Genomic DNA, 23,367 nt, shown 5'->3' on the forward strand with positions numbered 1-23,367 from the left:
CACGGTCGCGAACGATCCGTGACTTCCATGGTGTACCCGAGAGCCTTCTCAGGCAAACCCACGCGCCACACCTTACGCCGAATGGTGGGCGCATATGCTCGGCTCGTGGAAATCCAGTCCTTGGCGCACTCCTCGCCCCGCACCGCTGCCTTCTTCGACCTGGACAAGACGGTCATTGCGAAGTCGAGCACACTGACGTTCAGCAAGTCCTTCTACCAGGGCGGCCTGATCAACCGACGCGCCGTGCTGCGCACCGCGTACACCCAGTTCCTCTATCTGGCCGGCGGCGCCGACCACGACCAGATGGAACGGATGCGCGAGTACCTCTCCTCCCTGTGCAAGGGGTGGAACGTGCAGCAGGTGAAGGACATCGTCGCCGAAGCCCTGCACGACCTCATCGATCCGCTGATCTACGACGAGGCCGCCTCGCTCATCGAGGAGCACCACACGGCCGGCCGCGACGTGGTGATCGTCTCGACGTCCGGGGCGGAAGTGGTCGAGCCCATCGGCGAGATGCTCGGCGCGGACCGGGTCGTCGCCACGCGCATGGTCGTCGGTGAGGACGGCTGTTTCACCGGTGAGATCGAGTACTACGCGTACGGCCCGACCAAGGCGGAGGCCGTACGGCAGCTCGCCGAGTCGGAGGGGTACGACCTGGCGCGCTGCTACGCCTACAGCGACTCCATCACGGACGTACCGATGCTGGAGGCGGTCGGCCACCCGCACGCCGTCAACCCGGACCGGGCGCTGCGCAAGGAGGCGTACGCGCGCGACTGGCCGGTCCTGGTCTTCAACCGCCCGGTACGGCTCAAGCAGCGCCTGCCCGGGCTCTCGATGCCGGCGCGCCCCGCGCTCGTCGCGGCGGCGGCCGTGGGCGCGGCCGCGGCCACGGCGGGACTGGTCTGGTACGCCAGCCGGCGCCGCGCGAACGCGCTCACGAGCCTGACGGGCTGATCCCGGAGCCGGCCCCGGCCCCGCCTGACCTGCGGCGACGCGGGCCGTCCGATTCGCCCCGCCCCGTCCTGAAAAGTAAAGAAGTGCGGCAAGGGGTTCCGCTTGCCTCGGAAGCGGAGTACAAAGGAGTCAACGGCCCGCGAGACCAAGGACATCCGAGAGGATCATTCTTAAACGCAGCAAGGCCCCACGGACCGAAGCATGAACGCCGAGCACCCACGCGACGTCGACCCGTCGATTACGGGCCAGCCGCACCAGGTGACGGGCAAAGTTCCCGACCTGATGGGCAACTATCGAGGACGCTTGGTAACTGGGCGTGAATGCCAGCGGCGACACCATGAGCAGGACGGTGTCGCCGCAACCCGTGTCCGGGCCCGAAAGCGCACGCCCCCGGCCCGGCCTACGGCTACGTCGGCCTGCGCCTACGCCGCGCCGCGCTGGAGCGCCTCGCACACGGCCGTCGACTCCCGCACCCCGAGCTCGACCGCCCGCCCGCAGTGCGCGATCCACGCCGCCATCCCGTCCGGGGTCCCGGACACGTACCCGTCGAGCGCCGCCAGGTACGCCGCCCGGCCCTGCTCCGCGTGACCGACCTCCGCCGGGCAGATGGCCTTGGGGTCCAGCCCGCTGTTGATGAGCACGATCCGCTCCGCGGCCCGCGCCACCACCCCGTTGTACGAACCGAAGGGCCTCAGCGCCAGCAGCTCGCCGTGCACGACGGCGGCCGTGACCAGCGCCGGAGCCGAACCGCCCGCGATGATCAGCCGGGAGAGTCCGTCCAGCCGCCCCGCGACCTCGTCGGCGCCCGGCAGCGGCAGCTCCACGAGCGGCTCGTCCACCGGCTCGCCGGCCAGCCGCGGCCGGCCCACCGTGTCGTCGGAGGCCGCCCCGCCGGCCGCCACCAGGTGCAGCCGCGCCAGCACGCGCAGCGGCGACTGCCGCCAGATGCTCAGCAGCTGGCCGGCCTCGGCGGTCAGACGCAGGGCCGCGCCCACCGTCCGGGCCTGCTCGTCCGCGCCGAAGTCGGTCCGGCGGCGCACTTCCTCCAGCGCCCAGTCCGCGCCCGACAGCGCGGCGCTGCCCCGCGCCGCGCGCAGCGCGGCCTCGGAGGTGATCTCCCCGCTGCGCCGGCGCATCACGCGGTGGCCGTACACCCGGTCCACGGACTTGCGTACGGAATCCACGGACTCCGCCACGCCCGGGAGCGCGGCCAGCGCGGCGAGCGGATCGTTCGGAGCGGCAGGCGGGGTGGCAGGCGTACTCATAAGTAGGGAGCCTACGCACCCATAGCATCCACCCCACCTTTGAGTGGTCTTCTTCACTCACATCGACCACTCAAAGCGAGCGGACTACTACGCTACGTGAACATGAAGATCGCTTTCGTGGGAAAGGGCGGCAGCGGCAAGACCACGCTGTCCTCCCTCTTCATCCGCCACCTCGCCGCCAATGAAGCCCCCGTCGTCGCGGTGGACGCCGACATCAACCAGCACTTGGGGACGGCGCTCGGTCTCACCGAGGACGAAGCCGCCGCACTGCCCGCGATGGGCGCCCACCTGCCCCTGATCAAGGAGTACCTGCGGGGCTCCAACCCCCGGATCGCCTCCGCCGAGACGATGATCAAGACGACTCCGCCCGGCAGCGGCTCCCGGCTGCTGCGGGTCCGCGAGGACAACCCGGTCTACGCGGCCTGCGCCCGCCCCGTCGAGCTCGACGGCGAGCGGGTCCGGCTCATGGCCACCGGCCCGTTCACCGAGGCCGACCTGGGCGTGGCCTGCTACCACTCCAAGGTCGGCGCGGTCGAACTGTGCCTGAACCACCTGGTGGACGGACCCGACGAGTACGTCGTCGTCGACATGACAGCGGGCTCCGACTCCTTCGCCTCGGGCATGTTCACCCGGTTCGACATGACCTTCCTGGTCGCCGAACCGACCCGCAAGGGCGTCTCCGTCTACCGCCAGTACAAGGAGTACGCCCGCGACTTCGGGGTCGCGCTCCGGGTGGTCGGCAACAAGGTGCAGGGGCCCGACGACATCGACTTCCTGCGCGCCGAGGTGGGCGAGGACCTGCTGGTCACCGTCGGCCACTCCGACTGGGTCCGGGCGATGGAGAAGGGCCGGCCGGCGCCGTTCGACCTGCTGGAGGCCGGCAACCGGCTGGCCCTGCAGGCGCTGCAGGACGCCGCCGAGGACTCCTACGCGCACCGCGACTGGATCCGCTACACCGAGCAGATGGTCCACTTCCACTTGCGCAACGCCGAGAGCTGGGGCAACGCGAAGACCGGGGCCGACCTGAGTGCCCAGATCGACCCCGGCTTCGTACTCGGCGAGCCCCGGAGCGGGCCGGCCGGTGAGCCCTTCGGCGAGCCCGCCGACGGGCAGGAGCGGCTCAGTCCTCTTCCGCAGCCTCCCCTTCCGGCCCCGCAGCCGGCGTAGCGCCCGCGGGCGTCGCGGGAGGGGACGGCGGCAGGACCGGACCGCTGGTCAGGAACTTCTTCCAGCCCTCCTTCGGCGCCTCGCCCACGTCGAGCGTGCGTAGCCACTCCACGGCCTTGGGGTCCTGTGCGTCCAGCCAGTCGACCAGCTCGCGGAAGGGCACGCAGCGCACGTCCTTCTGGGTGCAGACCGTCTTGATGGTCTGCTCGAGGGCGCGCATGTACGTGCCGCCGTTCCAGGACTCGAAGTGGTTGCCGATGATCAGCGGGGCCCGGTTGCCCTGGTAGGCGCGGCCGAAGGCCTGGAGCAGACCGTCGCGCAGCTGGTTGCCCCAGTACTCGTGCTGCGCCGGGTCGCCCTGCGAGGTGGTCCCGGACTGGTTGACCATGAAGTTGTAGTCCATGCTCAGCGTCTCGAAGGCGCGCCCGGGGATGGGCACGAGCTGGAGCGGGATGTCCCACAGGCCGTCCGTCTTCTTCGGCCACTTCTGCTTGCTGATGCCGCTGGAGTCGTAGCGGAAGCCCAGGTCCTTGGCGGCCAGCATGAAGTTCTTCTGGCCCTCCAGGCACGGGGTACGGGCGCCGATGAGCTCCTTGTCGTAGTCGAAGGGGAGTGACGCGACCTGCTTGAGGCCCGAGTTGGTCCGCCAGTTCTTGACGAAGGACCTGGCCTGGCTGATCTCGCTCTTCCAGTCCTCGACGGACCAGGTGCCCACTCCCCCGTCCGGACCGCAGAAGTGGCCGTTGAAGTGGGTGCCGATCTCATTGCCCTCCAGCCAGGCCCCGCGCAGCTGCTCGGCGGTGTCCTTGATGCCCTGGGGGTCGCCGAAGCCGATCTCGGAACGGCCCGGGCCGTGCTGGGGCGCGTTGTAGAGCGAACGTTTCTCCTCGGGCAGCAGGTAGACGCCGCTGAGGAAGTACGTCATCCGGGCGTTGTGCTTCCTGCCGACCTCACGGAAGTGGGAGAAGAGCTTCTGACTGTCCTCCCCGGCCCCGTCCCACGAGAACACCACGAACTGCGGCGGCTTCTCACCGGGAGCCAGCCGCGTCGCCTTCGACACGTGGGGCTGCGGACCGGTGTACGAGGTCGAGCCGTCGCCGATGGGCCGGTTCACACTGCCGGGGGCCTCGGGCGCGGCGACGCCCTTGCGGGGGCCCTCGCGCGGGGCCTGCGCGCCACTGCATCCGGCGACGCCCAGCGCCAGGGCCGTGGCGGCCAGGCCGCCGGCGATCTTTTTCTTGGCGGTCATGTCCGCCCACCTCTCCCGTGCCGTAGGACGTCTCGACCGCAACGTCCCATGCACCCAACCCCGGGAATGATGTGACAAGCCGGACAAAATGCTTAATCACTCCTGCGAGTTAATTCGTAGGCCATTTGCCCCCTTTGTCGGGCAGGGTCCTTTACTCTCCATTACCTTTCATTTACCGAGTGTTGAGACTCCCGCCGCTTCCCCCCTTGTCCAGAGGAGACGGGACATGACCCCCCGCTTCACCGCGGATCTCTCCGCATCCATCGCCGTATTCCTGATCGCGCTGCCGCTCTCCCTCGGTATCGCCCTGGCCACCGGCGCCCCGCTGCAGGCGGGCCTGGTGGCCGCTGCGGCCGGCGGCATCGTGGCCGGGCGGTTCGGTGGTGCGCCGCTCCAGGTCAGCGGCCCCGCCGCCGGACTCACCGTCGTCACCGCCGAGCTGATCCAGCGGTACGGGTGGCGTACCACGTGCGCCATCACCGTGCTCGCCGGTGTCTGCCAGATCGCGCTCGCCGCGCTGCGCACGGCCCGGTCCGCCCTGATGGTGAGCCCGGCCATCGTGCACGGCATGCTCGCGGGCATCGGCGTGACGATCGCCCTCGCCCAGCTGCACATCGTCCTGGGCGGCACCCCGCAGAGCTCGCCCATCGCCAACGTCCACGGCCTGCCGGGCCAGTTGGCCGATCCGCATCCGGCCGCGCTCGCCGTCAGCGCCCTGACGTTCGCCGTCCTGCTCGGCTGGCCGCGCCTGCCCGGACGGGTCGGCCGGCGGCTGCGCAAGATCCCGGCCGCCCTGGCCGCGGTGGCCACCGCCACCACCTTCGCGGTCCTGGCCGGGCTCACCCTGCCCCTCGTCGACCTGCCGTCCTGGCGCAGCCACGCGCTGCCCGAGCTGCCCGAGGGGCCGGTCCTGGGGATCGTCGCGGCGGTGCTGACCATCACCCTGGTCGGCAGTGTCGAGTCGCTGCTCTCCTCGGTCGCCACCGACAAGCTGATCGCCTCCGAGCGCACGACGGAGAACCGCCCGCCGCGCGCCGACCTCGACCGCGAACTGCGCGGCCAGGGCGCGGCGAACATCGTCTCCGGCGCGCTCGGCGGACTGCCCATCACGGGCGTGGCCGTGCGCAGCGTGGCGAACGTCAAGTCCGGTGCCGTCAGCCGCAGGTCGGCGATCATGCACGGGTGCTGGGTGGTGCTCGCGGCCGCGCTGCTCGTACCCGTCCTGGACCTCATCCCGCTGGCCGCGCTGGCCGCGCTGGTGATGGCGGTCGGCATCCAGATGGTCAGCATCACGCACATGCGCACCGTCACCCGGCACCGCGAGATCCTCGTCTACCTGACGACGATCGTGGCCGTCGTCCTCGGCGGCGTGCTGGAGGGCGTCGCGATCGGGATCGCCGTGGCGGTCGCGGTGGCGCTGCACCGGCTGGCGCGGACCCGGATCACCGTGGAGCAGCCCGACGAGGGCGTCCACCGGGTGCGGGCGCGCGGGCAGTTGACCTTCCTGGCCGTGCCCCGGCTGAGCCGGGTACTGGGCCAGATCCCGCACCAGTCGCACGCGGTGATCGAGCTGGACGGTTCCTTCATGGACCACGCGGCGTACGAGGCACTGCACGACTGGCAGGACTCGCACGTGGCGCACGGGGGCTCGGTGGAGGTCACCGGCCGCTCCGGGGCGCGGATCGCCGATCCCGACCGGGGCGAGCGCGGCCACCAGTGCTGCCGGCCCTGGACGCCGTGGGCCAACCACTGCGACCACCGCGAGGCACCGGCGATGCCGGCCCGCCGCGGCAAGGGGCAGCTGGCCAGCGGGATCACCGCGTTCCAGCGGGACACGGCACCGCTCGTACGCGACGAGCTGGCGCGGCTGGCGCGCGAGGGCCAGCGGCCCTCCCAGCTCTTCATCACCTGCGCGGACTCCCGGCTGGTCACCAGCATGATCACGGCGAGCGGCCCGGGAGACCTGTTCACCGTCCGCAACGTCGGCAACCTGGTGCCGCTGCCGGGCGCGGAGTCGGGTGACGACTCGGTCGCGGCCGCCATCGAGTACGCCGTGGACGTCCTCCAGGTGGAGAGCATCACGGTGTGCGGGCACTCGGGCTGCGGGGCGATGCAGGCCCTGCTGAACTCCTCGCCCGACGCGCCCCCGAGCCCCCTGCGCCGCTGGCTGCGGCACGGCCGGCCGAGCCTGACCCGGATGGCCAGCCGCCACCACGCGTGGGCGCGGATCTCGGGCCGGCTGCCGGCCGACGCCGTGGAGCAGCTGTGCCTGACCAACGTGGTGCAGCAGCTGGAGCACCTGCGGGCCCACGAGGCCGTGGCGCGCCGGCTCGCCGAGGGCACGCTGGAGCTGCACGGGATGTACTTCCACGTGGGCGAGGCGCAGGCCTACCTGCTGACCGGCGGCGAGGACCACTTCGACTGCCGTGTCTTCGACAGCGTGGGCATTCCGGCGGAGAACTGGACAGAACGCGTCAACAGCGGCGTGTGACATCGGCGTCGTGAACCGACACGCCGACGAAACCGTGGAATCGTGTGGCCCCTTCCCGCACCCTGCGGCGGGAAGGGGTCATACGCCGCTATAGGTCTACACCAATTTTCGGACAAGGCCTTGCCACCTGGCCCTCTGACTGGTGAGCTATGCCCGGGGACACAACGGACACCCTGGGAAAGGGAGATGTCGGTGAGCAACGAGAGCCTGGCCAACCTGCTCAAGGAGGAGCGTCGCTTCGCGCCGCCCGCCGAGCTGGCCGCCGCCGCGAACGTCACGGCGGACGCCTATGCACAGGCAGACGCCGACAGGCTGGGCTTCTGGGCCGAGCAGGCCCGGCGCCTGACCTGGGCCACGGAGCCGACCGAGACGCTCGACTGGTCCAACCCGCCCTTCGCCAAGTGGTTCGCGGACGGCAAGCTGAACGTCGCGTACAACTGCGTCGACCGCCACGTCGAGGCCGGCAACGGCGACCGCGTCGCCCTCCACTTCGAGGGCGAGCCCGGCGACAGCCGCGCGATCACCTACGCCGAACTCAAGGACGAGGTCTGCCGGGCCGCCAACGCCCTGACCGAGCTCGGTGTCGAGGCCGGCGACCGGGTCGCCGTCTACCTGCCGATGATCCCCGAGGCCGTCGTCGCGATGCTCGCGTGCGCCCGTGTCGGTGCCGCGCACTCGGTGGTCTTCGGCGGCTTCTCCGCCGACGCCGTCGCCTCCCGTATCCAGGACGCCGACGCCAAGCTGGTCATCACCGCCGACGGCGGCTACCGGCGCGGCAAGCCGAGCGCCCTCAAGCCGGCCATCGACGAGGCCGTCGCCAAGTGTCCGCAGGTCAAGAACGTCCTGGTGGTACGGCGTACCGGCCAGGACACGGCCTTCACCGAGGGCCGCGACGTCTGGTGGCACGAGCTGGTCGGCCGGCAGTCCAAGGAGCACACGCCCCGGGCCTTCGACGCCGAGCACCCGCTGTTCATCCTGTACACGTCGGGCACGACGGGTAAGCCCAAGGGCATCCTGCACACCTCCGGCGGCTACCTGACGCAGGCCGCCTACACGCACCACGCGGTCTTCGACCTCAAGCCCGAGTCCGACGTGTACTGGTGCACCGCCGACATCGGCTGGGTGACCGGACACTCGTACATCGTGTACGGGCCGCTGGCCAACGGCGCCACCCAGGTCATGTACGAGGGCACGCCCGACACCCCGCACCAGGGCCGCTTCTGGGAGGTCGTCCAGAAGTACGGCGTCACGATCCTCTACACCGCGCCGACGGCGATCCGGACGTTCATGAAGTGGGGCGACGACATCCCCGCCAAGTTCGACCTGTCCTCCCTGCGGGTCCTGGGTTCGGTCGGCGAGCCGATCAACCCCGAGGCCTGGATCTGGTACCGCAAGCACATCGGCGGTGACCGCTGCCCGATCGTCGACACGTGGTGGCAGACCGAGACCGGCGCCATGATGATCTCCCCGCTGCCCGGTGTCACCGAGACCAAGCCGGGCTCCGCCCAGCGCGCGCTGCCCGGTATCTCCGCCACCGTGGTGGACGACGAGGCGCGCGAGGTCCCCGACGGCGGGGGCGGCTACCTGGTGCTGACCGAGCCGTGGCCGTCGATGCTGCGCACCATCTGGGGCGACGACCAGCGGTTCATCGACACGTACTGGTCGCGCTTCGAGGGCAAGTACTTCGCCGGTGACGGCGCCAAGAAGGACGACGACGGCGACATCTGGCTGCTGGGCCGGGTCGACGACGTGATGCTGGTGTCCGGCCACAACATCTCCACCACCGAGGTCGAGTCCGCTCTCGTCTCGCACCCCGCGGTCGCCGAGGCGGCCGTCGTGGGCGCCGCGGACGAGACCACCGGCCAGGCGATCGTGGCCTTCGTGATCCTGCGCGGGACGGCGCACGAGGACAGCACCCTCGTCGCCGAACTGCGCAACCACGTCGGCGCCACGCTCGGGCCGATCGCCAAGCCCAAGCGCATCCTGCCGGTCGCGGAGCTCCCCAAGACCCGCTCCGGCAAGATCATGCGCCGGCTGCTGCGCGACGTGGCGGAGAACCGTGAGCTGGGCGACGTCACCACGCTCACCGACTCCTCGGTGATGGACCTGATCCAGACCAAGCTGCCGTCCGCCGCCAGCGAGGACTGACCGGCAGCGCACAGACGGGCGAGGGGCATTCGGCGCGACCGCGCCGGATGCCCCTTTCGCGCTTAAAGTGAAGATCGTCGCATAGCCCTCGCGCCCACCCTGTAAAGTATTGAAAGCGTAAATAAAGACCACAGGGTGCGCCGGGAAGTCTGGTCGGCAAGCGATTCGTCATGCCGTCCAACGCACCCCGGAGGTGCCCCACCGTGGCCACGCCCAGCCCCCGCCGCAAGCTCCTCGGACGGCTCTCGCTCCCCGAGAGCCGTTTCGTGGCCGATGCCCTGCGCACCGAGACGGTCGGCGGCATCCTCCTCCTCGTGGCCGCCGTCATCGCCGTCATCTGGGCGAACACACCGCCGATGACCGACAGCTACACCGCCGTCCGCGACTTCCACATAGGCCCGGCCGCCCTCGGCCTCGACCTCTCCCTCCAGCACTGGGCCGCCGACGGCCTGCTCGCGATCTTCTTCTTCGTCGCCGGCATCGAGCTCAAGCGCGAACTCGTCGCGGGCGACCTGCGCGAACCCAAGGCCGCCGCCCTCCCGGTCATCGCCGCGCTGTGCGGCATGGCCGTGCCCGCACTCGTCTACGCCCTGGTCAACACGGCCGGCAACGGCTCGATGGCGGGCTGGGCCGTACCCACCGCCACCGACATCGCCTTCGCGCTCGCCGTCCTCGCGGTCATCGGCACCTCGCTGCCCTCCGCGCTGCGCGCCTTCCTGCTCACCCTCGCCGTCGTCGACGACCTCTTCGCGATCATCATCATCGCGGTGTTCTTCACCGAAGAGATCAGCTTCCCGCAGCTCGGCGGTGCCGTCCTCGGCCTGGTCCTGTTCTGGTTCCTGCTCCGCAAGGGCGTCCGCGGCTGGTACATCTACATCCCGCTCGCCCTGGCCATCTGGGGCCTGATGTACAACAGCGGGGTCCACGCCACCATCGCCGGTGTCGCCATGGGCCTGATGCTGCGCTGCCGGCGCACCGACGAGGAGGAGTACTCCCCCGGCGAGCACATCGAGCACCTGGTCCGGCCCGTCTCGGCCGGCCTCGCCGTCCCCCTGTTCGCCCTGTTCTCCGCCGGGGTCTCCCTCTCCGACGAGGCGATCGCCCAGGTCTTCACACGCCCCGAGACCCTCGGTGTCGTCCTCGGCCTGGTCGTCGGCAAGACCGTCGGCATCTTCGGCGGCACCTGGCTGGCCGCCCGCTTCACCCGGGCCGAGCTGAGCGAGGACCTGGCCTGGCCCGACGTCTTCGCGGTGGCCTCCCTCGCCGGCATCGGCTTCACCGTCTCCCTCCTGATCGGTGAACTCGCCTTCACCGGGGACGCCGAGCTCACCGACGAGATCAAGGCCGCCGTCCTCATCGGCTCGCTCATCGCGGCGATCCTGGCCTGCGTCCTGCTCAAGCTCCGCGACCGCAAGTACCGCGCCCTGACCGCCCACGAGGAGCGCGACGACGACCGCGACGGCATCCCGGACATCTACGAGGAGCACACGCCGGACTACCACTGGCGGATGGCGCGGATCTACGAGGAGAAGGCCGCCGAGCACCGACGCAAGGCCGAAGCGGCGGCCGGGTCCAGCACCGACGGCGGTCGTCCGGCATGATCTGAGTGACGACAGGACGCCGCAGACTTGAGGGAGAGAGCGATGAGCGCAGTGGACCAAGGGGCGCAAGGAGCCGAGCGCACACTCGGCCAGCTGGTCGCCTCGGCCACGGCCGAGATGTCCGCCCTGGTGCACGACGAGATCGCCCTCGCCAAGGCGGAGATCCGCCAGGACGTCAAGCGGGCCGGCGTCGGCGGCGCCGCCATCGGCGTGGCCGGCGTACTGGTCCTGTTCTCGCTGCCGGTGCTCAGCTTCGCCGCCGCGTACGGGATCCACAACCTCGGTCTCGGCCTCGCCTGGTCCTTCCTCATCGTGGGCGTGGCGTTCCTGCTGATCGCCGCCCTGCTCGCGCTGCTGGCCGTGTCCAAGTTCAAGAAGGTCAAGCCGCCGGAGAAGACCATCGCCTCCGTCAAGGAGACGGCGGCGCTCGTGGGCACCGTCAAGCCGCACCCGCGGCCGTTGAGTGACAAGGCCGTGGGTGTGACACGCTCGTCCTCATGACAGCGCCCACACCGGAATCCACCCCTGCGCCCACAGCCGCCTCGGCGGTACGGCTCGACCTCCCCGGCGGGCACCGGGTGACCCACCGGGACGTCGCCGCCAACGGCGCCCGGTTCCACGTCGCCGAGGTCGGGGACGGGCCGCTGGTCCTGCTGCTGCACGGGTTCCCGCAGTTCTGGTGGACCTGGCGGCACCAGCTCACGGCCCTCGCCGGCGCCGGCTACCGCGCCGTGGCCATGGACCTGCGCGGGGTCGGCGGCAGCGACCGCACCCCGCGCGGCTACGACCCGGCCAACCTGGCGCTCGACGTCACCGGTGTCATCCGCTCGCTGGGCGAGCCGGACGCCGCCCTGGTCGGCCACGACCTGGGCGGCTACCTCGCCTGGACGGCCGCCGTGATGCGGCCCAAGCTGGTGCGCCGGCTGGTGGTCTCCTCCATGCCGCACCCGCGGCGCTGGCGCGCCTCGATGCTGGCGGACTTCGGGCAGACCCGTGCCGGTTCGCACATCTGGGGATTCCAGCGGCCCTGGATCCCCGAGCGGCGCCTGGTCGCCGACGACGGGGCGCTGGTGGGCGAGCTGCTCCGGGAATGGTCGGGGCCGCGGCCGCCGGAGGAGGAGGACGTGGACATCTACCGGCGCGCGATGTGCATCCCCTCCACCGCGCACTGCTCGATCGAGCCGTACCGGTGGATGATGCGCTCGATGGCCCGTCCTGACGGTCTGCAGTTCAACCGCCGGATGAAGCGGCCGATCCGGGTGCCGACGCTGCACCTGCACGGCTCGCTCGACCCGGTGATGCGCACGCGCAGCGCGGCCGGTTCCGGCGAGTACGTCGAAGCCCCCTACCGCTGGCGGCTGTTCGACGGGCTGGGGCACTTCCCGCACGAGGAGGACCCGGCCGCCTTCAGCGCCGAGCTCATCAACTGGCTCAAGGACCCCGAGCCCGACCGCTGAGCCGTACGCCGGTGCGCGCCGCGCCCCATGACGGTCCGTCCGGCGTTCGTACGACGATCCGGTGAGCGTTCAATTGCCCGGCGCATAGGCCAAATAGCCGCGCCGAACGCGGTTACCGACCTTGGGGTACGGGCACAGGTCGGAGTATGGGCTGGACGCACGACCACAGTGACTCCGCACGCGAACGCCGCTCGGCCGCCACGCCGGGCACCCACGAGAGGGTGGCCCGGCAGGGCCACGACCCTCGTCTCGGGATCCCTCGCATCCTGCGCCGGCGGGCCCGCTGGGTCTCGGCCCGCCTGCGCCATCAGCGCACGTAGGACCGCCCGCGCCGGGGACACGAGCGGCACCGGCCGGGCCGCGCGGCGTCAGAGCGCGCAGCCCTCGGTGCCCACCCGCTGGGTGGCGGTCGTCCCCAACCGGATGTCGTCGCGGACCTCGTCCGCGGTCAGCGCGTACCCGGTGTTCGGGTCGTCCAGCGACTTGGCGAACACGACCCCGTAGACCTTGCCGTCGGGCGTCAGCAGCGGGCCGCCGGAGTTGCCCTGGCGGACCGTCGCGTACAGCGAGAAGACGTCGCGGCGCACCGTCTTGCGGTGGTAGATGTCCGGTCCGCTGGCGTTGATCCGGCCGCGCACCCGCGCCGCGCGGACGTCGTACGCGCCGTTCTCCGGGAAGCCGGCCACGATCGCGTCGTTCCCGCTGACCGCGTCCTTGTCGGTGAACTCCAGCGGCGGCGCCTTCAGCTTGGGCACGTCCAGGACGGCGATGTCGCGCTGCCAGTCGTAGAGCACGACCTTGCCGTCGTAGAGCTTGCCCTCGCCGCCGATCTGTACGGTCGGCTCCGCGACCCCGCCGACCACGTGCGCGTTGGTCATCACCTTGCCGGGCGCGAACACGAAGCCGGTGCCCTCCAGCACCTTGCTGCAGCTGGGCGCCGTACCCACGACCTTGACGATGGACTTCTTCGCGCGCTCGGCGACCGGGCTCGTGGCCAGCGCCGGGTCGGGAGCCTTCACCTCGGTGATGTGCTCGTTGGAGAACGGGGAGAAGACCTGCGGGAAGCCGTTCTGCGCGAGGACCGAACTGAAGTCCGTGAACCAGGTGTTGGCCTGGTCGGGCAGCACCCGGGACACCCCGAGCAGCACCTTGGAGTTGCGGACTTCCTTGCCCAGCGTGGGAAGTGACGTCCGGGCGAGGGCCGAGCCGATGAGCCAGGCGACCAGCAGCATCGCCACCACGTTCACCAGCGCCCCGCCGGTCGCGTCGAGGGCGCGCGCCGGTGACCAGGTGATGTGGCGGCGGAGCCGGCTGCCGAGGTGGGTGGTCAGGGCCTGCCCGATCGAGGCGCAGATGATGATCACGACGACGGCGATGACCACGACCGTGGTGGAGGCCTGCTTGCCGTCGTCCGTCACCTGGTCCCAGATCAGCGGGAGCAGGGACACGGCGACGAGACCACCGCCGAGGAAGCCGATCACCGACATGATGCCGACGACGAACCCCTGGCGGTAGCCGACGATCGCGAACCACACGGCCGCGAGCAACAACAGGATGTCCAGCACGTTCACGTGGGCCACCGTCTCACGCGCGCCAGTCGAGCGGGACCTGCCGTGACCGGTCCCACGGCTCCTCCCAGCCCGCGAAATGCAGCAGCCGGTCGATCACTCCGGCGGTGAAACCCCAGACCAGGGCCGATGCGACCAGGAACGCGGGGCCGTGGTGGCCGCTCGGGTGGACGGCCACGGCCCGGTGTGCCGGGTCCGTGAGATCCGCCACGGGAACCGTGAAGACCCGGGCGGTCTCGGCCGGATCGACCGCGCCCACCGGGCTCGGCTCGCGCCACCAGCCCAGGACCGGGGTGACCACGAACTCGCTGACCGGGATGTAGAGCCGGGGCAGCACGCCGAAGAGCTGCACGCCCGACGGGTCCAGGCCGGTCTCCTCCTCGGCCTCGCGCAGGGCCGCGCGCAGCGGGCCGGTGGTGTGCGGATCGCCGTCCTCGGGATCGAGCGCGCCGCCGGGGAAGGAGGGCTGGCCGGCATGGCTGCGCAGGCTGCCCGAGCGCTCCATGAGCAGCAGCTCGGGGCCGCGCGGGCCCTCTCCGAAGAGGATCAGCACGGCAGACTGGCGGCCGCGGCCGTCCTCGGGCGGCAGGAACCGGCTCAGCTGCGGCGGCCGGACGGTCCGCGCCGCCTCGACCACGGGATCGAGCCAGGCCGGCAGGCCGGTCACCGACACGACGGGCCCGCCGTCGGCGCCGCCGCCCTCGGCGAGCGCCTGCCCGGTGGCGCGCCCGGCGGTGTGCCCGATGGCGTGCCCGGTGGCGTGTGCGGCGCCCGTCCGAGCGCTCTGCCCGGCGGCCGCCGCCGCGCCTTCGTCCCGCGTACCGCGCGTCATAGACGCCCCTGCCTTCCGTCGTGGACGTACACCGGCTGAAACGCGGGCCGGGTACGGATTCGTTCCACCCGGCCCGCGACCGGTTCCCGCGGGTTACCCCTGCGCCCCCGGCCCGTGACGCGGCCCGTGGCCCATGACGCGGCCCGGGGGACGGGTCAGCCCGCCGAGCCCAGCGGGAGGGCCGGCCGGCCCGGGTAGTCGGGCGGCGGCGAGAGCCGCTGCCCCGGATGGCCCCCCATCTCGTACTTCAGCAGCTTCTTCGCCTTCTCCGGGTCCGTCTCGCCCTCCCCGTACGCCGGGCACAGCGGGGCGATCGGGCAGGCTCCGCACGCCGGCCGCTGCGAGTGGCACACGCGCCGCCCGTGGAAGACGACCCGGTGCGAGAGCATCGTCCACTCGCTCTTGGGGAAGATCGCGCAGATCTCCGCCTCGACCTTCTCCGGGTCCGTCGCCGCGGTCCACTTCCACCGGCGCACCAGGCGGCCGAAATGGGTGTCCACCGTGATGCCCGGGACCCCGAACGCGTTGCCGAGGACCACGTTCGCCGTCTTGCGGCCCACGCCGGGCAGCGTGACGAGGTCCTCCAGCCGCCCCGGCACGTTCCCCCCGAAGTTGTCCCGAAGGGCCGCGGACAGCCCCATCAGCGACTTCGCCTTCATCCGGAAGAAGCCCGTCGGCCGGATGATCTCCTCCAGCTCCTCCGGCACGGCCGCCGCCATGTCCTCGGGCGTGGGGTACTTCGCGAACAGCGCCGGAGTCGTCTGGTTCACGCGCAGGTCGGTGGTCTGCGCGGACAGGACCGTGGCGACCAGCAGCTCGAACGGATTCCGGAAGTCCAGCTCCGGGTGTGCGTACGGGTAGACCTCGGCGAGCTCCCGGTTGATCCGCCGGGCCCGCCGGACCATCGCCAGCCGCGACTCCGGTTTCGCGGCCTTCACGGCCCCGGCCTTCGCTGCTCTCGCGGTCACGGGGCTCGCAACCGCTTTTTTGGGCGAACCTTTGCTCTTTTCCCGTGCCATGGGCCCCGCCTGGGCCTTCGCGACCCCTTGTTCGCCCACAGCTGAATTCCGGCCCCCGGTCACTCCCGTGGACCCCTTGGCCTGTGCTCTCACCGGCTTATTGGACACCCGGCCAGCCTACGGCGGAGCACTGACACCCGCCCGGACCTCCGGTAACACCACCCAGCACACCCGTACGTCCGGCATCCTTGTGACTGATCGCACTGTTTGATGCGTCCGGCAAAATGGGGAACACGGTCCCCTGAGGCGGTCGACATAGGAGAGAGACTCGTGGACGACGTTCTGCGGCGCGCCCCGCTCTTCGCGGCGCTCGATGACGAGCAGGCCGCGGAGCTCCGCGCCTCCATGGGCGAGGTGACCCTCGCACGCGGCGACGCCCTGTTCCACGAGGGCGACCCCGGTGACCGGCTGTACGTCGTGACCGAGGGCAAGGTGAAGCTGCACCGCACCTCCCCCGACGGCCGCGAGAACATGCTGGCCGTCCTCGGCCCCGGCGAGCTCATCGGTGAGCTCTCCCTCTTCGACCCGGGCCCGCGCACCGCGACCGCGACCGCGCTCACCGAGGTCAAGCTGCTGGGCCTGGGCCACGGCGACCTCCAGCCCTGGCTGAACGCCCGCCCCGAGGTGGCCACCGCCCTGCTGCGCGCCGTCGCGCGCCGCCTGCGCAAGACCAACGACCAGATGTCCGACCTGGTCTTCTCCGACGTACCGGGCCGCGTGGCCCGCGCGCTCCTGGACCTCTCGCGCCGCTTCGGCGTGCAGTCCGAGGAGGGCATCCACGTCGTCCACGACCTGACGCAGGAGGAGCTGGCCCAGCTCGTCGGCGCCTCGCGCGAGACGGTCAACAAGGCACTCGCCGACTTCGCCGGCCGCGGCTGGCTCCGCCTGGAGGCCCGCGCCGTGATCCTGCTCGACGTCGAGCGCCTGGCGAAGCGCTCGCGCTGACGCCTCTCGCGCTCCGGCGCCACCGCGTACCCGCGCCGCCGCGGGCTCCGCGCGTGCCCGCGCCGCCGTATCGCCGCTGGAGGGCCCCATCCACCCGGGTGGGGCCCTTCGTACGTCCCGCTCCCACACGGCCGTCACAGCCGTCACAGTGGTCTCATGGAGCACAAAACCCCGGACACCCACGGGTACGTCGAGCGGGAGGGCTCCCTCGGACAGGTGCAGCCCGCCTTCGCGGCCGTCGTCGCCACCGCGCGCACCCGCGTCGCCGAGGCGTACGGATGCCGGCTGCACAGCGCCTACTTGTACGGATCACTGCCGCGCGGTACCGCCCGGCCCGGCCACTGCGACCTGGACCTGCTGCTCGCCCTGCACCGCGCACCCCGCGACGAGGACCGCCAGCGCGCCGACGTGCTCGCGCGCGGGCTCGACGAGGACTTCGACGTGATCGACGGCGTCGGCATCCTGCTGTCCGACAAGGACACCCTGCTGAGCGAGCGGGAACGTGACGACCTGGGCCGGTTCCTCGCCTGCCGGTGCACGCCGCTGCTCGGCGCCGATCTCGCCGAGCACCTGCCCCGCTACCGGCCCCGCTGACAGCCCGGCTACCGGCCCCGCTGACGGCCCGGCACGAGGATCAGGCAGACCTGGACGTCAGGGCCTCCACGGCCCGCTTGGCCTCCACCAGATCCGCCCCGGTGATCCGGCGGTAGGCCTTGATCGCCGAGATCTCGCGGCCATCGCGCAGCAGCGCCCGTACCTCGTCCAGGCCGGCCGGCTCCGGCTCCTCGACGCCGAGGTGGTCCATGACCAGCCCGAGCCGCCGGTCCAGCCGGTCCACCGCGCGCTCCAGGCGCTGGACCCGGTACACCACCGACGACGTGACCCATCCGGCCGTCGCGATCAGTGCCACCAGCAGGAACAGCGTGTTCATTCGGGCCCCCCGGGGATCAGTCCGTGGTCCTGAAGGTACTCGAGCTGCGCGCGCACGGACCATTCGGCGGCCGGCCACAACGACCGGTCCACGTCCGCGTAGACGTGCGCCACGACCGCCTCGGGCGTGGTGAACCCGCTCTCCACGGCCGTCTCCACCTGCGCGAGCCGGTGGGCCCGGTGCGCCAGGTAGTACTCCACCACGCCCTGGGCGTCGTCCAGCACCGGCCCGTGGCCGGGCAGGACCGTGTGCACGCCGTCGTCGACGGTCAGCGAGCGCAGCCGGCGCAGCGAGTCCAGGTAGTCGCCCAGCCGCCCGTCGGGATGCGCGACCACGGTGGTCCCGCGGCCCAGGACGGTGTCGCCCGTCAGGACCGCGCGGTCGGCGGGCAGATGGAAGCAGAGCGAGTCGGCGGTGTGCCCGGGGGTGGCGACCACGCGCAGCTCCAGGCCGCCGACCCGGACCGCCTGCCCCGCGGCCAGGCCCTCGTCGCCCAGCCGCAGCGCCGGATCCAGGGCCCGCACCTTGGTACCGGTCAGCTCGGCGAACCGGCCCGCGCCCGCCGCGTGGTCGGGGTGGCCGTGCGTGAGCAGGGTCAGCGCGACCCGCTTGCCGGCCCGCTCGGCGGTGGCGATGACATGGCGCAGGTGTACGTCGTCCAGCGGGCCCGGGTCGATGACGACCGCGAGTTCGGAGTCCGGCTCGGAGACCAGCCAGGTGTTGGTGCCGTCCAGCGTCATCGGCGAGGCGTTCGGCGCCAGGACGTTGGTGGCGCGGGCGGTGGCCGGCCCGGAGGCGACCACGCCGCGCGGCTGGCCGGGCAGGGCGGCGGCGTCCGTCATGAGGTGCCTCCCGACGACGTGTCTCCCAGGTCCACCCGTTTGGTGAACTCGTCGTGGCCCGGCCAGCTGAGCACCAGTTCGCCGCCCACCAGGGCAGCCTGGGCCAGCACCGGCGTCAGGTCCTGCGCGGCGGCCGCGTCGAGCGCGGCGGCGGCGTGGGCGTACGGCTCCAGGGAGCGCAGGGTGGAGATGGTCGGCGGCATCATCAGCAGCTCGCCCTTGTCGTAGCCCGCGGCCGCGTCGGCCGGGCGGATCCACACCGTCCGGTCGGCCTCGGAGGAGGCGTTGCGGGTGCGCTGGCCCTCGGGCAGGGCGGCCACGAAGAACCAGGTGTCGTAGCGGCGAGGCTCGAACTCGGGCGTGATCCAGCGCGCCCAGGCGCCGAGCAGGTCGGAGCGCAGCAGCAGACCGCGACGGTCCAGGAACTCGGCGAAGGACAGCTCGCGGGCCACCAGCGCCTGCCGGTCGGCCTCCCAGTCGTCGCCGGTCACATCGCCGACGAGGGTCCCGTCGGCGGATCCGGCGAGCAGGACCCCGGCCTCCTCGAAGGTCTCGCGCACCGCCGCGCAGACGATGGCCTGGGCGGTGCCGGTGTCCGTACCCAGCCGCTCGGCCCACTGCTCCAGGGAGGGCCCGGCCCAGCCGACGAGGTGGTCGTCGTCGCGCGGGTCCACGCCGCCGCCCGGGTACGCGTACGCGCCTCCGGCGAAAGCCATGGAGGCGCGTCGGCGCAGCATGTGTACGGCGGGCCCGGCGGCGGTGTCCCGCAGCAGCATCACGGTGGCGGCGCGCTTGGGAGCGACCGGGGTGAGCGAACCGTCCGCGAGCGCGCGGATCCGGTCGGGCCACTCCGGCGGGTACCACTGGCCCCCGGCGGGGGGCTGGGCCTGGGGTTGCTGCTGACCATTCGGCATGGGCGGATGCTACGGCCATCCGGCCCGATGTTCGAGAGCCCCCGAGCGGGCCGGGGCGCGCCGCCCGCGAGGCCGCCCGTTCGCCACGGCGCGAACGGGCCACCACGGGCACGGGCCACCCCGGAACGGACCACCACGGGAGTGGACCACCCCGGGAGCGGTACGTCAGGAAGCGGTAGGTCAGGAAGCGGTAGGTCAGGAAGCGGTCAGCTCGACCTGGATCTCGACCTCGACCGGTGCGTCCAGCGGCAGGACCGCGACGCCGACCGCGCTGCGCGCGTGGACGCCCTTGTCGCCGAGGATCTCGCCGAGCAGCTCGCTCGCGCCGTTGAGGACGCCGGGCTGGGCGGTGAAGTCGGGGGCGGAGGCGACGAAGCCGACCACCTTCACGACCCGCGCGATCTTGTCGAGGTCACCGACCACCGACTTGACGGCGGCCAGGGCGTTCAGCGCGCAGGTCGCGGCGAGCTCCTTGGCCTGCTCCGCGGAGACCTCCGCGCCGACCTTGCCGGTGACCGGCAGCTTGCCCTTCACCATCGGGAGCTGGCCCGCGGTGTAGACGTACACGCCCGAGCGGACCGCCGGCTGGTACGTGGCCAGCGGCGGGACGACCTCGGGCAGGGTCAGGCCGAGCTCGGCGAGCCGGGCCTCGACGACGCCGCTCATGCCTTCTCCCGCTTGAGGTAGGCCACGAGCTGCTCGGGGTTGTTCGGGCCGGGCACGACCTGGACGAGCTCCCAGCCGTCCTCGCCCCAGGTGTCCAGGATCTGCTTGGTGGCGTGGACCAGCAGCGGAACCGTCGCGTATTCGAACTTCTTGGTCATGAGAGCGAGGGTAGTGCCTGCCACGGACGGCTCTTGCGCACCCGCCTCCACCGCGTCCGCCACCGAGGAATTAGGCTCGGTGGCTGTGAGCAGGCTCCAGGTGGTCAGCGGCAAGGGCGGAACCGGGAAGACCACGGTCGCCGCGGCACTCGCGCTCGCCCTCGCGCGCGAGGGCAGACGGACACTTCTGGTGGAGGTCGAGGGCAGGCAGGGCATCGCCCAGCTCTTCGGGGCGGAGGCGCTCCCCTACGAGGAGCGGAAGATCGCCGTGGCACCCGGCGGCGGCGAGGTCCACGCCCTCGCCATCGACGCCGAGCGGGCGCTGCTGGACTACCTCCAGATGTTCTACAAACTCGGCTCGGCCGGGCGCGCCCTGAAGAAGCTCGGCGCCATCGACTTCGCCACGACCATCGCCCCCGGGCTGCGGGACGTGCTGCTGACGGGCAAGGCGTGCGAGGCGGTCAAGCGCAAGGACAGGACGGGGGCCTACGTCTACGACCACGTGGTCATGGACGCGCCGCCGACCGGCCGCATCACCCGGTTCCTGAACGTCAACGACGAGGTCGCCGGGCTCGCCCGGTTCGGGCCGATACACCACCAGGCGCAGGCCGTCATGGGGGTGCTGAAGTCCCCTCAGACGGCCGTGCACCTGGTCACCCTGCTGGAGGAGATGCCGGTCCAGGAGACCGCCGACGGCATCGAGGAACTGCGGGAGGCCGGGCTTCCGGTGGGCCACGTCGTGGTCAACATGGTGCGCCCGCACCATCTCGACGAGGACGCCCTGCGGGCCGCGGCGGGCGAGCGGCGCGCCGAGGTGGCCCGGGCGCTCTCGCAGGCCGGCCTCGGCGGCGCGCGCCGCGGGGGCCTGGCGGAGCGCCTGGTGGATCCGCTGCTGGAGCAGGCCGCCGAGCACGCGGGGCGCGTACAGCTGGAACGGGAGCAGCGGACCGTACTGGAGGGACTGGACGTGCCGACGTACGAGCTCCCCCTGCTGGGGACGGGCATGGACCTGGCCGGGCTGTACGAGCTGGCCGTGGAACTGCGGAAGCAGGCGGACGACGCATGACGGGCACCACGACGCGCACGACGGGCACGACGCGCACGACGGGCACCACCACGACGACCGGAAGCGCGAGCGGCAGCGGCAGCGGGAGCGGAGGCGCGGCGATGGGGCTGGGCTCGGGGCTGGACAGACCGCCGCGGCTCGCCGTGGACGCGCTGCTGGACGATCCGGGCACCCGGATCATCGTGTGCTGCGGCGCGGGCGGGGTCGGCAAGACGACGACGGCCGCGGCGCTGGGCGTACGGGCGGCGGAGCGCGGCCGCAAGGTGGTCGTGCTGACCATCGACCCGGCGCGCCGGCTCGCCCAGTCGATGGGGATCGACTCCCTCGACAACACCCCTCGCAAGGTCACCGGGGTCGACGGCGACGGCGGCGGCGAACTGCACGCCATGATGCTCGACATGAAGCGGACCTTCGACGAGATCGTCGAGGCGCACGCGGACCGCGAGCGGGCCCGGGCCATCCTGGAGAACCCCTTCTACCAGTCCCTGTCGGCCGGCTTCGCGGGCACGCAGGAGTACATGGCGATGGAGAAGCTCGGGCAGCTGAGGGCCCGGGACGACTGGGACCTGATCGTCGTCGACACGCCGCCGAGCCGGTCCGCGCTGGACTTCCTGGACGCGCCGAAGCGGCTGGGGTCGTTCCTGGACGGGAAGTTCATCCGCGTGCTGATGGCGCCGGCGAAGGTCGGCGGCCGGGCGGGGCTGAGGTTCCTCAACGTCGGCATGTCGATGATGACCGGCACGCTGAGCAAGCTGATGGGCGCCTCGCTGCTGGGGGACGTGCAGACGTTCGTGGCCGCCATGGACACGATGTTCGGCGGCTTCCGCACGCGGGCGGACGCGACGTACCGGCTGCTGCAGGCTCCGGGTACGGCGTTCCTCGTGGTCGCGGCGCCCGAGGCGGACGCGCTGCGCGAGGCGGCGTACTTCGTGGAACGGCTGGCCGCGGACCGGATGCCACTGGCCGGGCTGGTGCTCAACCGGGTGCACGGCAGTGGCGCCGACCAGCTGTCCGCGGAGCGGGCCCTGGCCGCCGCGGAGAATCTTGAAGAGGGCGGCATTGTCGATCAGGAGTCCGGGAAAGCTGGACCTGGTGACGCTGACTCCGACGCGGGCACTCCCCCGCCCGTGGACGGGATCACGACCGCCGCCGACCCCGCCGTCGATCCGACCGCCGACCCCGCCGCCGGCCCGGCCGACGACACGATCACGACGGACGAGATCACCGCGGACCAGATCACCGCGGGGCTGCTGCGCCTGCACGCCGAACGCATGCAGGTGATCGCGCGCGAACAGCGCACACGCGATCGCTTCACCTCGCTCCACCCCGAGGTGGCGGTGGCGGAAGTGGCCGCCCTGCCCGGCGATGTGCACGACCTCGCCGGGCTGCGGGCCATCGGAGTACGGCTCGCGACCGGGTGACCTACCCGGCCGCCGCGTACGTCTCGTACGGAACGTCGACGTCCGCGACGTCGTCCACGGTGAGAAGGCCCGTACCGCGTTCGTACTCCGTGCGGGCGGTTTCGAGCAGCCGTCGCCACGAGGTGACGGTGGGACGCCTGCGCAGCAACGCGCGACGCTCCCGCTCGGTCATACCACCCCATACGCCGAACTCGACACGATTGTCGAGCGCGTCGGCCAGGCACTCCGTACGCACCGGGCATCCGGTGCACACCGCCTTGGCCCTATTCTGTGCCGCTCCTTGAACGAACAGTTCATCCGGATCGGTAGTGCGGCAGGCTGCCTGCGCACTCCAGTCGGTAACCCAGCCCATGCCGGCGCCGTCCTCTCCCGAATCGAGGCTCCCCCACGGCGGCAGCGGCATATTCACCGCTGCCAGTTGAGGACGTTACGCAGGGCGAGCACAGTGCAACACCCCCGACGGGCCCAATCTTGAATGGTCCGAACGGACTATGGGTAAGCGGCAGATCACCCGACGGAGTGATCGGGCGACATGCCCGGCCATTCCGGCAATTCGGATGGAATCACCGGAAGCAGGGATCAGATTCGGACATCAGTCCACCCCATTCGGGAAGGGTGAAAATCAAGCCGAGGGGTTGATGTCGCACCGCACTGCTGTGACAGTTGAGAGCAG

Annotated in this window: 22 protein-coding genes; 11 read left to right on the forward strand and 11 right to left on the reverse strand. The window is 71.6% G+C overall.

All coding sequences use genetic code 11. The features are described from left to right. Positions 1-81: 81 nt before the first annotated feature. Positions 82-954: an HAD family hydrolase gene (locus ACZ6KO_RS28490; RefSeq protein ID WP_401445426.1), complete on the forward strand. Its 873-nt coding sequence runs from the start codon at positions 82-84 to the stop codon at positions 952-954. Between the two features lie 422 nt (positions 955-1,376). On the opposite strand, the gene ACZ6KO_RS28495 is transcribed toward ACZ6KO_RS28490, so the two are convergent. Next, complete coding sequence (locus ACZ6KO_RS28495) at positions 1,377-2,219, reverse strand: Fic family protein (RefSeq protein ID WP_469306890.1); 843 nt, start codon at positions 2,217-2,219, stop codon at positions 1,377-1,379. Positions 2,220-2,321: 102 nt separating this feature from the next. On the opposite strand from ACZ6KO_RS28495, the gene ACZ6KO_RS28500 reads away from it, so the two are divergent. Continuing rightward, positions 2,322-3,386, forward strand: a complete 1,065-nt coding sequence (locus tag ACZ6KO_RS28500; RefSeq protein WP_469306891.1) for an ATP-binding protein — start codon at positions 2,322-2,324, stop codon at positions 3,384-3,386. Here ACZ6KO_RS28500 and ACZ6KO_RS28505 read toward each other — a convergent pair. Next, the gene (locus ACZ6KO_RS28505) at positions 3,340-4,635 is read right to left on the reverse strand and encodes a polysaccharide deacetylase family protein (RefSeq protein ID WP_469306892.1); all 1,296 of its coding nucleotides are present in this window, start codon (positions 4,633-4,635) and stop codon (positions 3,340-3,342) included. The two genes, ACZ6KO_RS28500 and ACZ6KO_RS28505, sit on opposite strands and share 47 nt — an antisense overlap. Before the next feature lie 226 nt (positions 4,636-4,861). Here ACZ6KO_RS28505 and ACZ6KO_RS28510 point away from each other — a divergent pair, with 226 nt between their 5' ends. The 5 genes from ACZ6KO_RS28510 (at position 4,862) to ACZ6KO_RS28530 (ending at position 12,332) form a co-directional block, all read left to right on the forward strand. Beyond that, the gene (locus ACZ6KO_RS28510) at positions 4,862-7,126 is read left to right on the forward strand and encodes a SulP family inorganic anion transporter (RefSeq protein WP_469306893.1); all 2,265 of its coding nucleotides are present in this window, start codon (positions 4,862-4,864) and stop codon (positions 7,124-7,126) included. 192 nt (positions 7,127-7,318) lie between these two features. Continuing rightward, positions 7,319-9,274 carry an acetate--CoA ligase gene (gene acs, locus ACZ6KO_RS28515; protein ID WP_469306894.1) on the forward strand — a complete coding sequence of 652 codons (1,956 nt, stop codon included), beginning with the start codon at positions 7,319-7,321 and terminating at the stop codon, positions 9,272-9,274. Positions 9,275-9,477: 203 nt separating this feature from the next. Next, complete coding sequence (gene nhaA / locus ACZ6KO_RS28520) at positions 9,478-10,875, forward strand: Na+/H+ antiporter NhaA (RefSeq protein ID WP_469306895.1); 1,398 nt, start codon at positions 9,478-9,480, stop codon at positions 10,873-10,875. Positions 10,876-10,917: 42 nt separating this feature from the next. Further along, on the forward strand, positions 10,918-11,376 hold the full coding sequence (locus ACZ6KO_RS28525) for a phage holin family protein (RefSeq protein ID WP_469306896.1): 459 nt from the start codon (positions 10,918-10,920) through the stop codon (positions 11,374-11,376). After that, positions 11,373-12,332 carry an alpha/beta fold hydrolase gene (locus tag ACZ6KO_RS28530; RefSeq protein WP_401445405.1) on the forward strand — a complete coding sequence of 320 codons (960 nt, stop codon included), beginning with the start codon at positions 11,373-11,375 and terminating at the stop codon, positions 12,330-12,332. Before ACZ6KO_RS28525 ends, ACZ6KO_RS28530 begins: the two co-directional genes overlap by 4 nt. A gap of 368 nt (positions 12,333-12,700) precedes the next feature. On the opposite strand, the gene ACZ6KO_RS28535 is transcribed toward ACZ6KO_RS28530, so the two are convergent. From ACZ6KO_RS28535 to nth, 3 genes are all read right to left on the reverse strand, one after another. Continuing rightward, positions 12,701-13,903: a MarP family serine protease gene (locus ACZ6KO_RS28535; RefSeq protein WP_469306897.1), complete on the reverse strand. Its 1,203-nt coding sequence runs from the start codon at positions 13,901-13,903 to the stop codon at positions 12,701-12,703. A gap of 13 nt (positions 13,904-13,916) precedes the next feature. Further along, entirely contained in the window at positions 13,917-14,732 is an 816-nt protein-coding gene (locus tag ACZ6KO_RS28540; RefSeq protein WP_469306898.1) for an NUDIX hydrolase, read from the reverse strand. A gap of 155 nt (positions 14,733-14,887) precedes the next feature. Further along, complete coding sequence (gene nth, locus ACZ6KO_RS28545; protein ID WP_469306899.1) at positions 14,888-15,859, reverse strand: endonuclease III; 972 nt, start codon at positions 15,857-15,859, stop codon at positions 14,888-14,890. A 162-nt stretch (positions 15,860-16,021) separates the two neighbouring features. Here nth and ACZ6KO_RS28550 point away from each other — a divergent pair, with 162 nt between their 5' ends. Together ACZ6KO_RS28550 and ACZ6KO_RS28555 are read left to right on the forward strand one after the other, a co-directional pair. Next, on the forward strand, positions 16,022-16,696 hold the full coding sequence (locus tag ACZ6KO_RS28550; protein WP_003981529.1) for a Crp/Fnr family transcriptional regulator: 675 nt from the start codon (positions 16,022-16,024) through the stop codon (positions 16,694-16,696). Between the two features lie 156 nt (positions 16,697-16,852). Continuing rightward, positions 16,853-17,290, forward strand: coding sequence for a hypothetical protein (locus ACZ6KO_RS28555; protein WP_469306900.1), 438 nt, complete (start codon positions 16,853-16,855; stop codon positions 17,288-17,290). A gap of 40 nt (positions 17,291-17,330) precedes the next feature. Here ACZ6KO_RS28555 and ACZ6KO_RS28560 read toward each other — a convergent pair whose 3' ends face one another. The 5 genes from ACZ6KO_RS28560 to ACZ6KO_RS28580 form a co-directional block, all read right to left on the reverse strand. Next, entirely contained in the window at positions 17,331-17,627 is a 297-nt protein-coding gene (locus ACZ6KO_RS28560) for a hypothetical protein (protein WP_469306901.1), read from the reverse strand. Further along, a complete protein-coding gene (locus tag ACZ6KO_RS28565; RefSeq protein WP_469306902.1) occupies positions 17,624-18,469 on the reverse strand; it encodes an MBL fold metallo-hydrolase in 846 nt (281 codons plus the stop codon). Before ACZ6KO_RS28565 ends, ACZ6KO_RS28560 begins: the two co-directional genes overlap by 4 nt. Next, on the reverse strand, positions 18,466-19,383 hold the full coding sequence (locus tag ACZ6KO_RS28570; RefSeq protein WP_469306903.1) for an NUDIX hydrolase: 918 nt from the start codon (positions 19,381-19,383) through the stop codon (positions 18,466-18,468). Before ACZ6KO_RS28570 ends, ACZ6KO_RS28565 begins: the two co-directional genes overlap by 4 nt. Positions 19,384-19,578: 195 nt before the next feature. Beyond that, positions 19,579-20,049 (reverse strand): RidA family protein, encoded by a 471-nt coding sequence (locus tag ACZ6KO_RS28575; protein ID WP_469306904.1) that lies wholly within the window; start codon positions 20,047-20,049, stop codon positions 19,579-19,581. Continuing rightward, positions 20,046-20,207 carry a DUF4177 domain-containing protein gene (locus tag ACZ6KO_RS28580; protein ID WP_007264966.1) on the reverse strand — a complete coding sequence of 54 codons (162 nt, stop codon included), beginning with the start codon at positions 20,205-20,207 and terminating at the stop codon, positions 20,046-20,048. The genes ACZ6KO_RS28575 and ACZ6KO_RS28580 overlap by 4 nt, the downstream gene beginning before the upstream one ends. A gap of 85 nt (positions 20,208-20,292) precedes the next feature. On the opposite strand from ACZ6KO_RS28580, the gene bagA reads away from it, so the two are divergent. Next, complete coding sequence (gene bagA / locus ACZ6KO_RS28585; protein ID WP_469306905.1) at positions 20,293-21,273, forward strand: ATPase BagA; 981 nt, start codon at positions 20,293-20,295, stop codon at positions 21,271-21,273. A gap of 101 nt (positions 21,274-21,374) precedes the next feature. Then, on the forward strand, positions 21,375-22,694 hold the full coding sequence (gene bagB, locus ACZ6KO_RS28590; RefSeq protein ID WP_469306930.1) for an ATPase BagB: 1,320 nt from the start codon (positions 21,375-21,377) through the stop codon (positions 22,692-22,694). Between the two features lies 1 nt (position 22,695). On the opposite strand, the gene ACZ6KO_RS28595 is transcribed toward bagB, so the two are convergent. Beyond that, on the reverse strand, positions 22,696-23,046 hold the full coding sequence (locus ACZ6KO_RS28595; RefSeq protein WP_401445384.1) for a WhiB family transcriptional regulator: 351 nt from the start codon (positions 23,044-23,046) through the stop codon (positions 22,696-22,698). Positions 23,047-23,367 lie beyond the last annotated feature (321 nt).

The sequence above is a fragment of the Streptomyces sp. NPDC042102 genome (assembly GCF_055582305.1).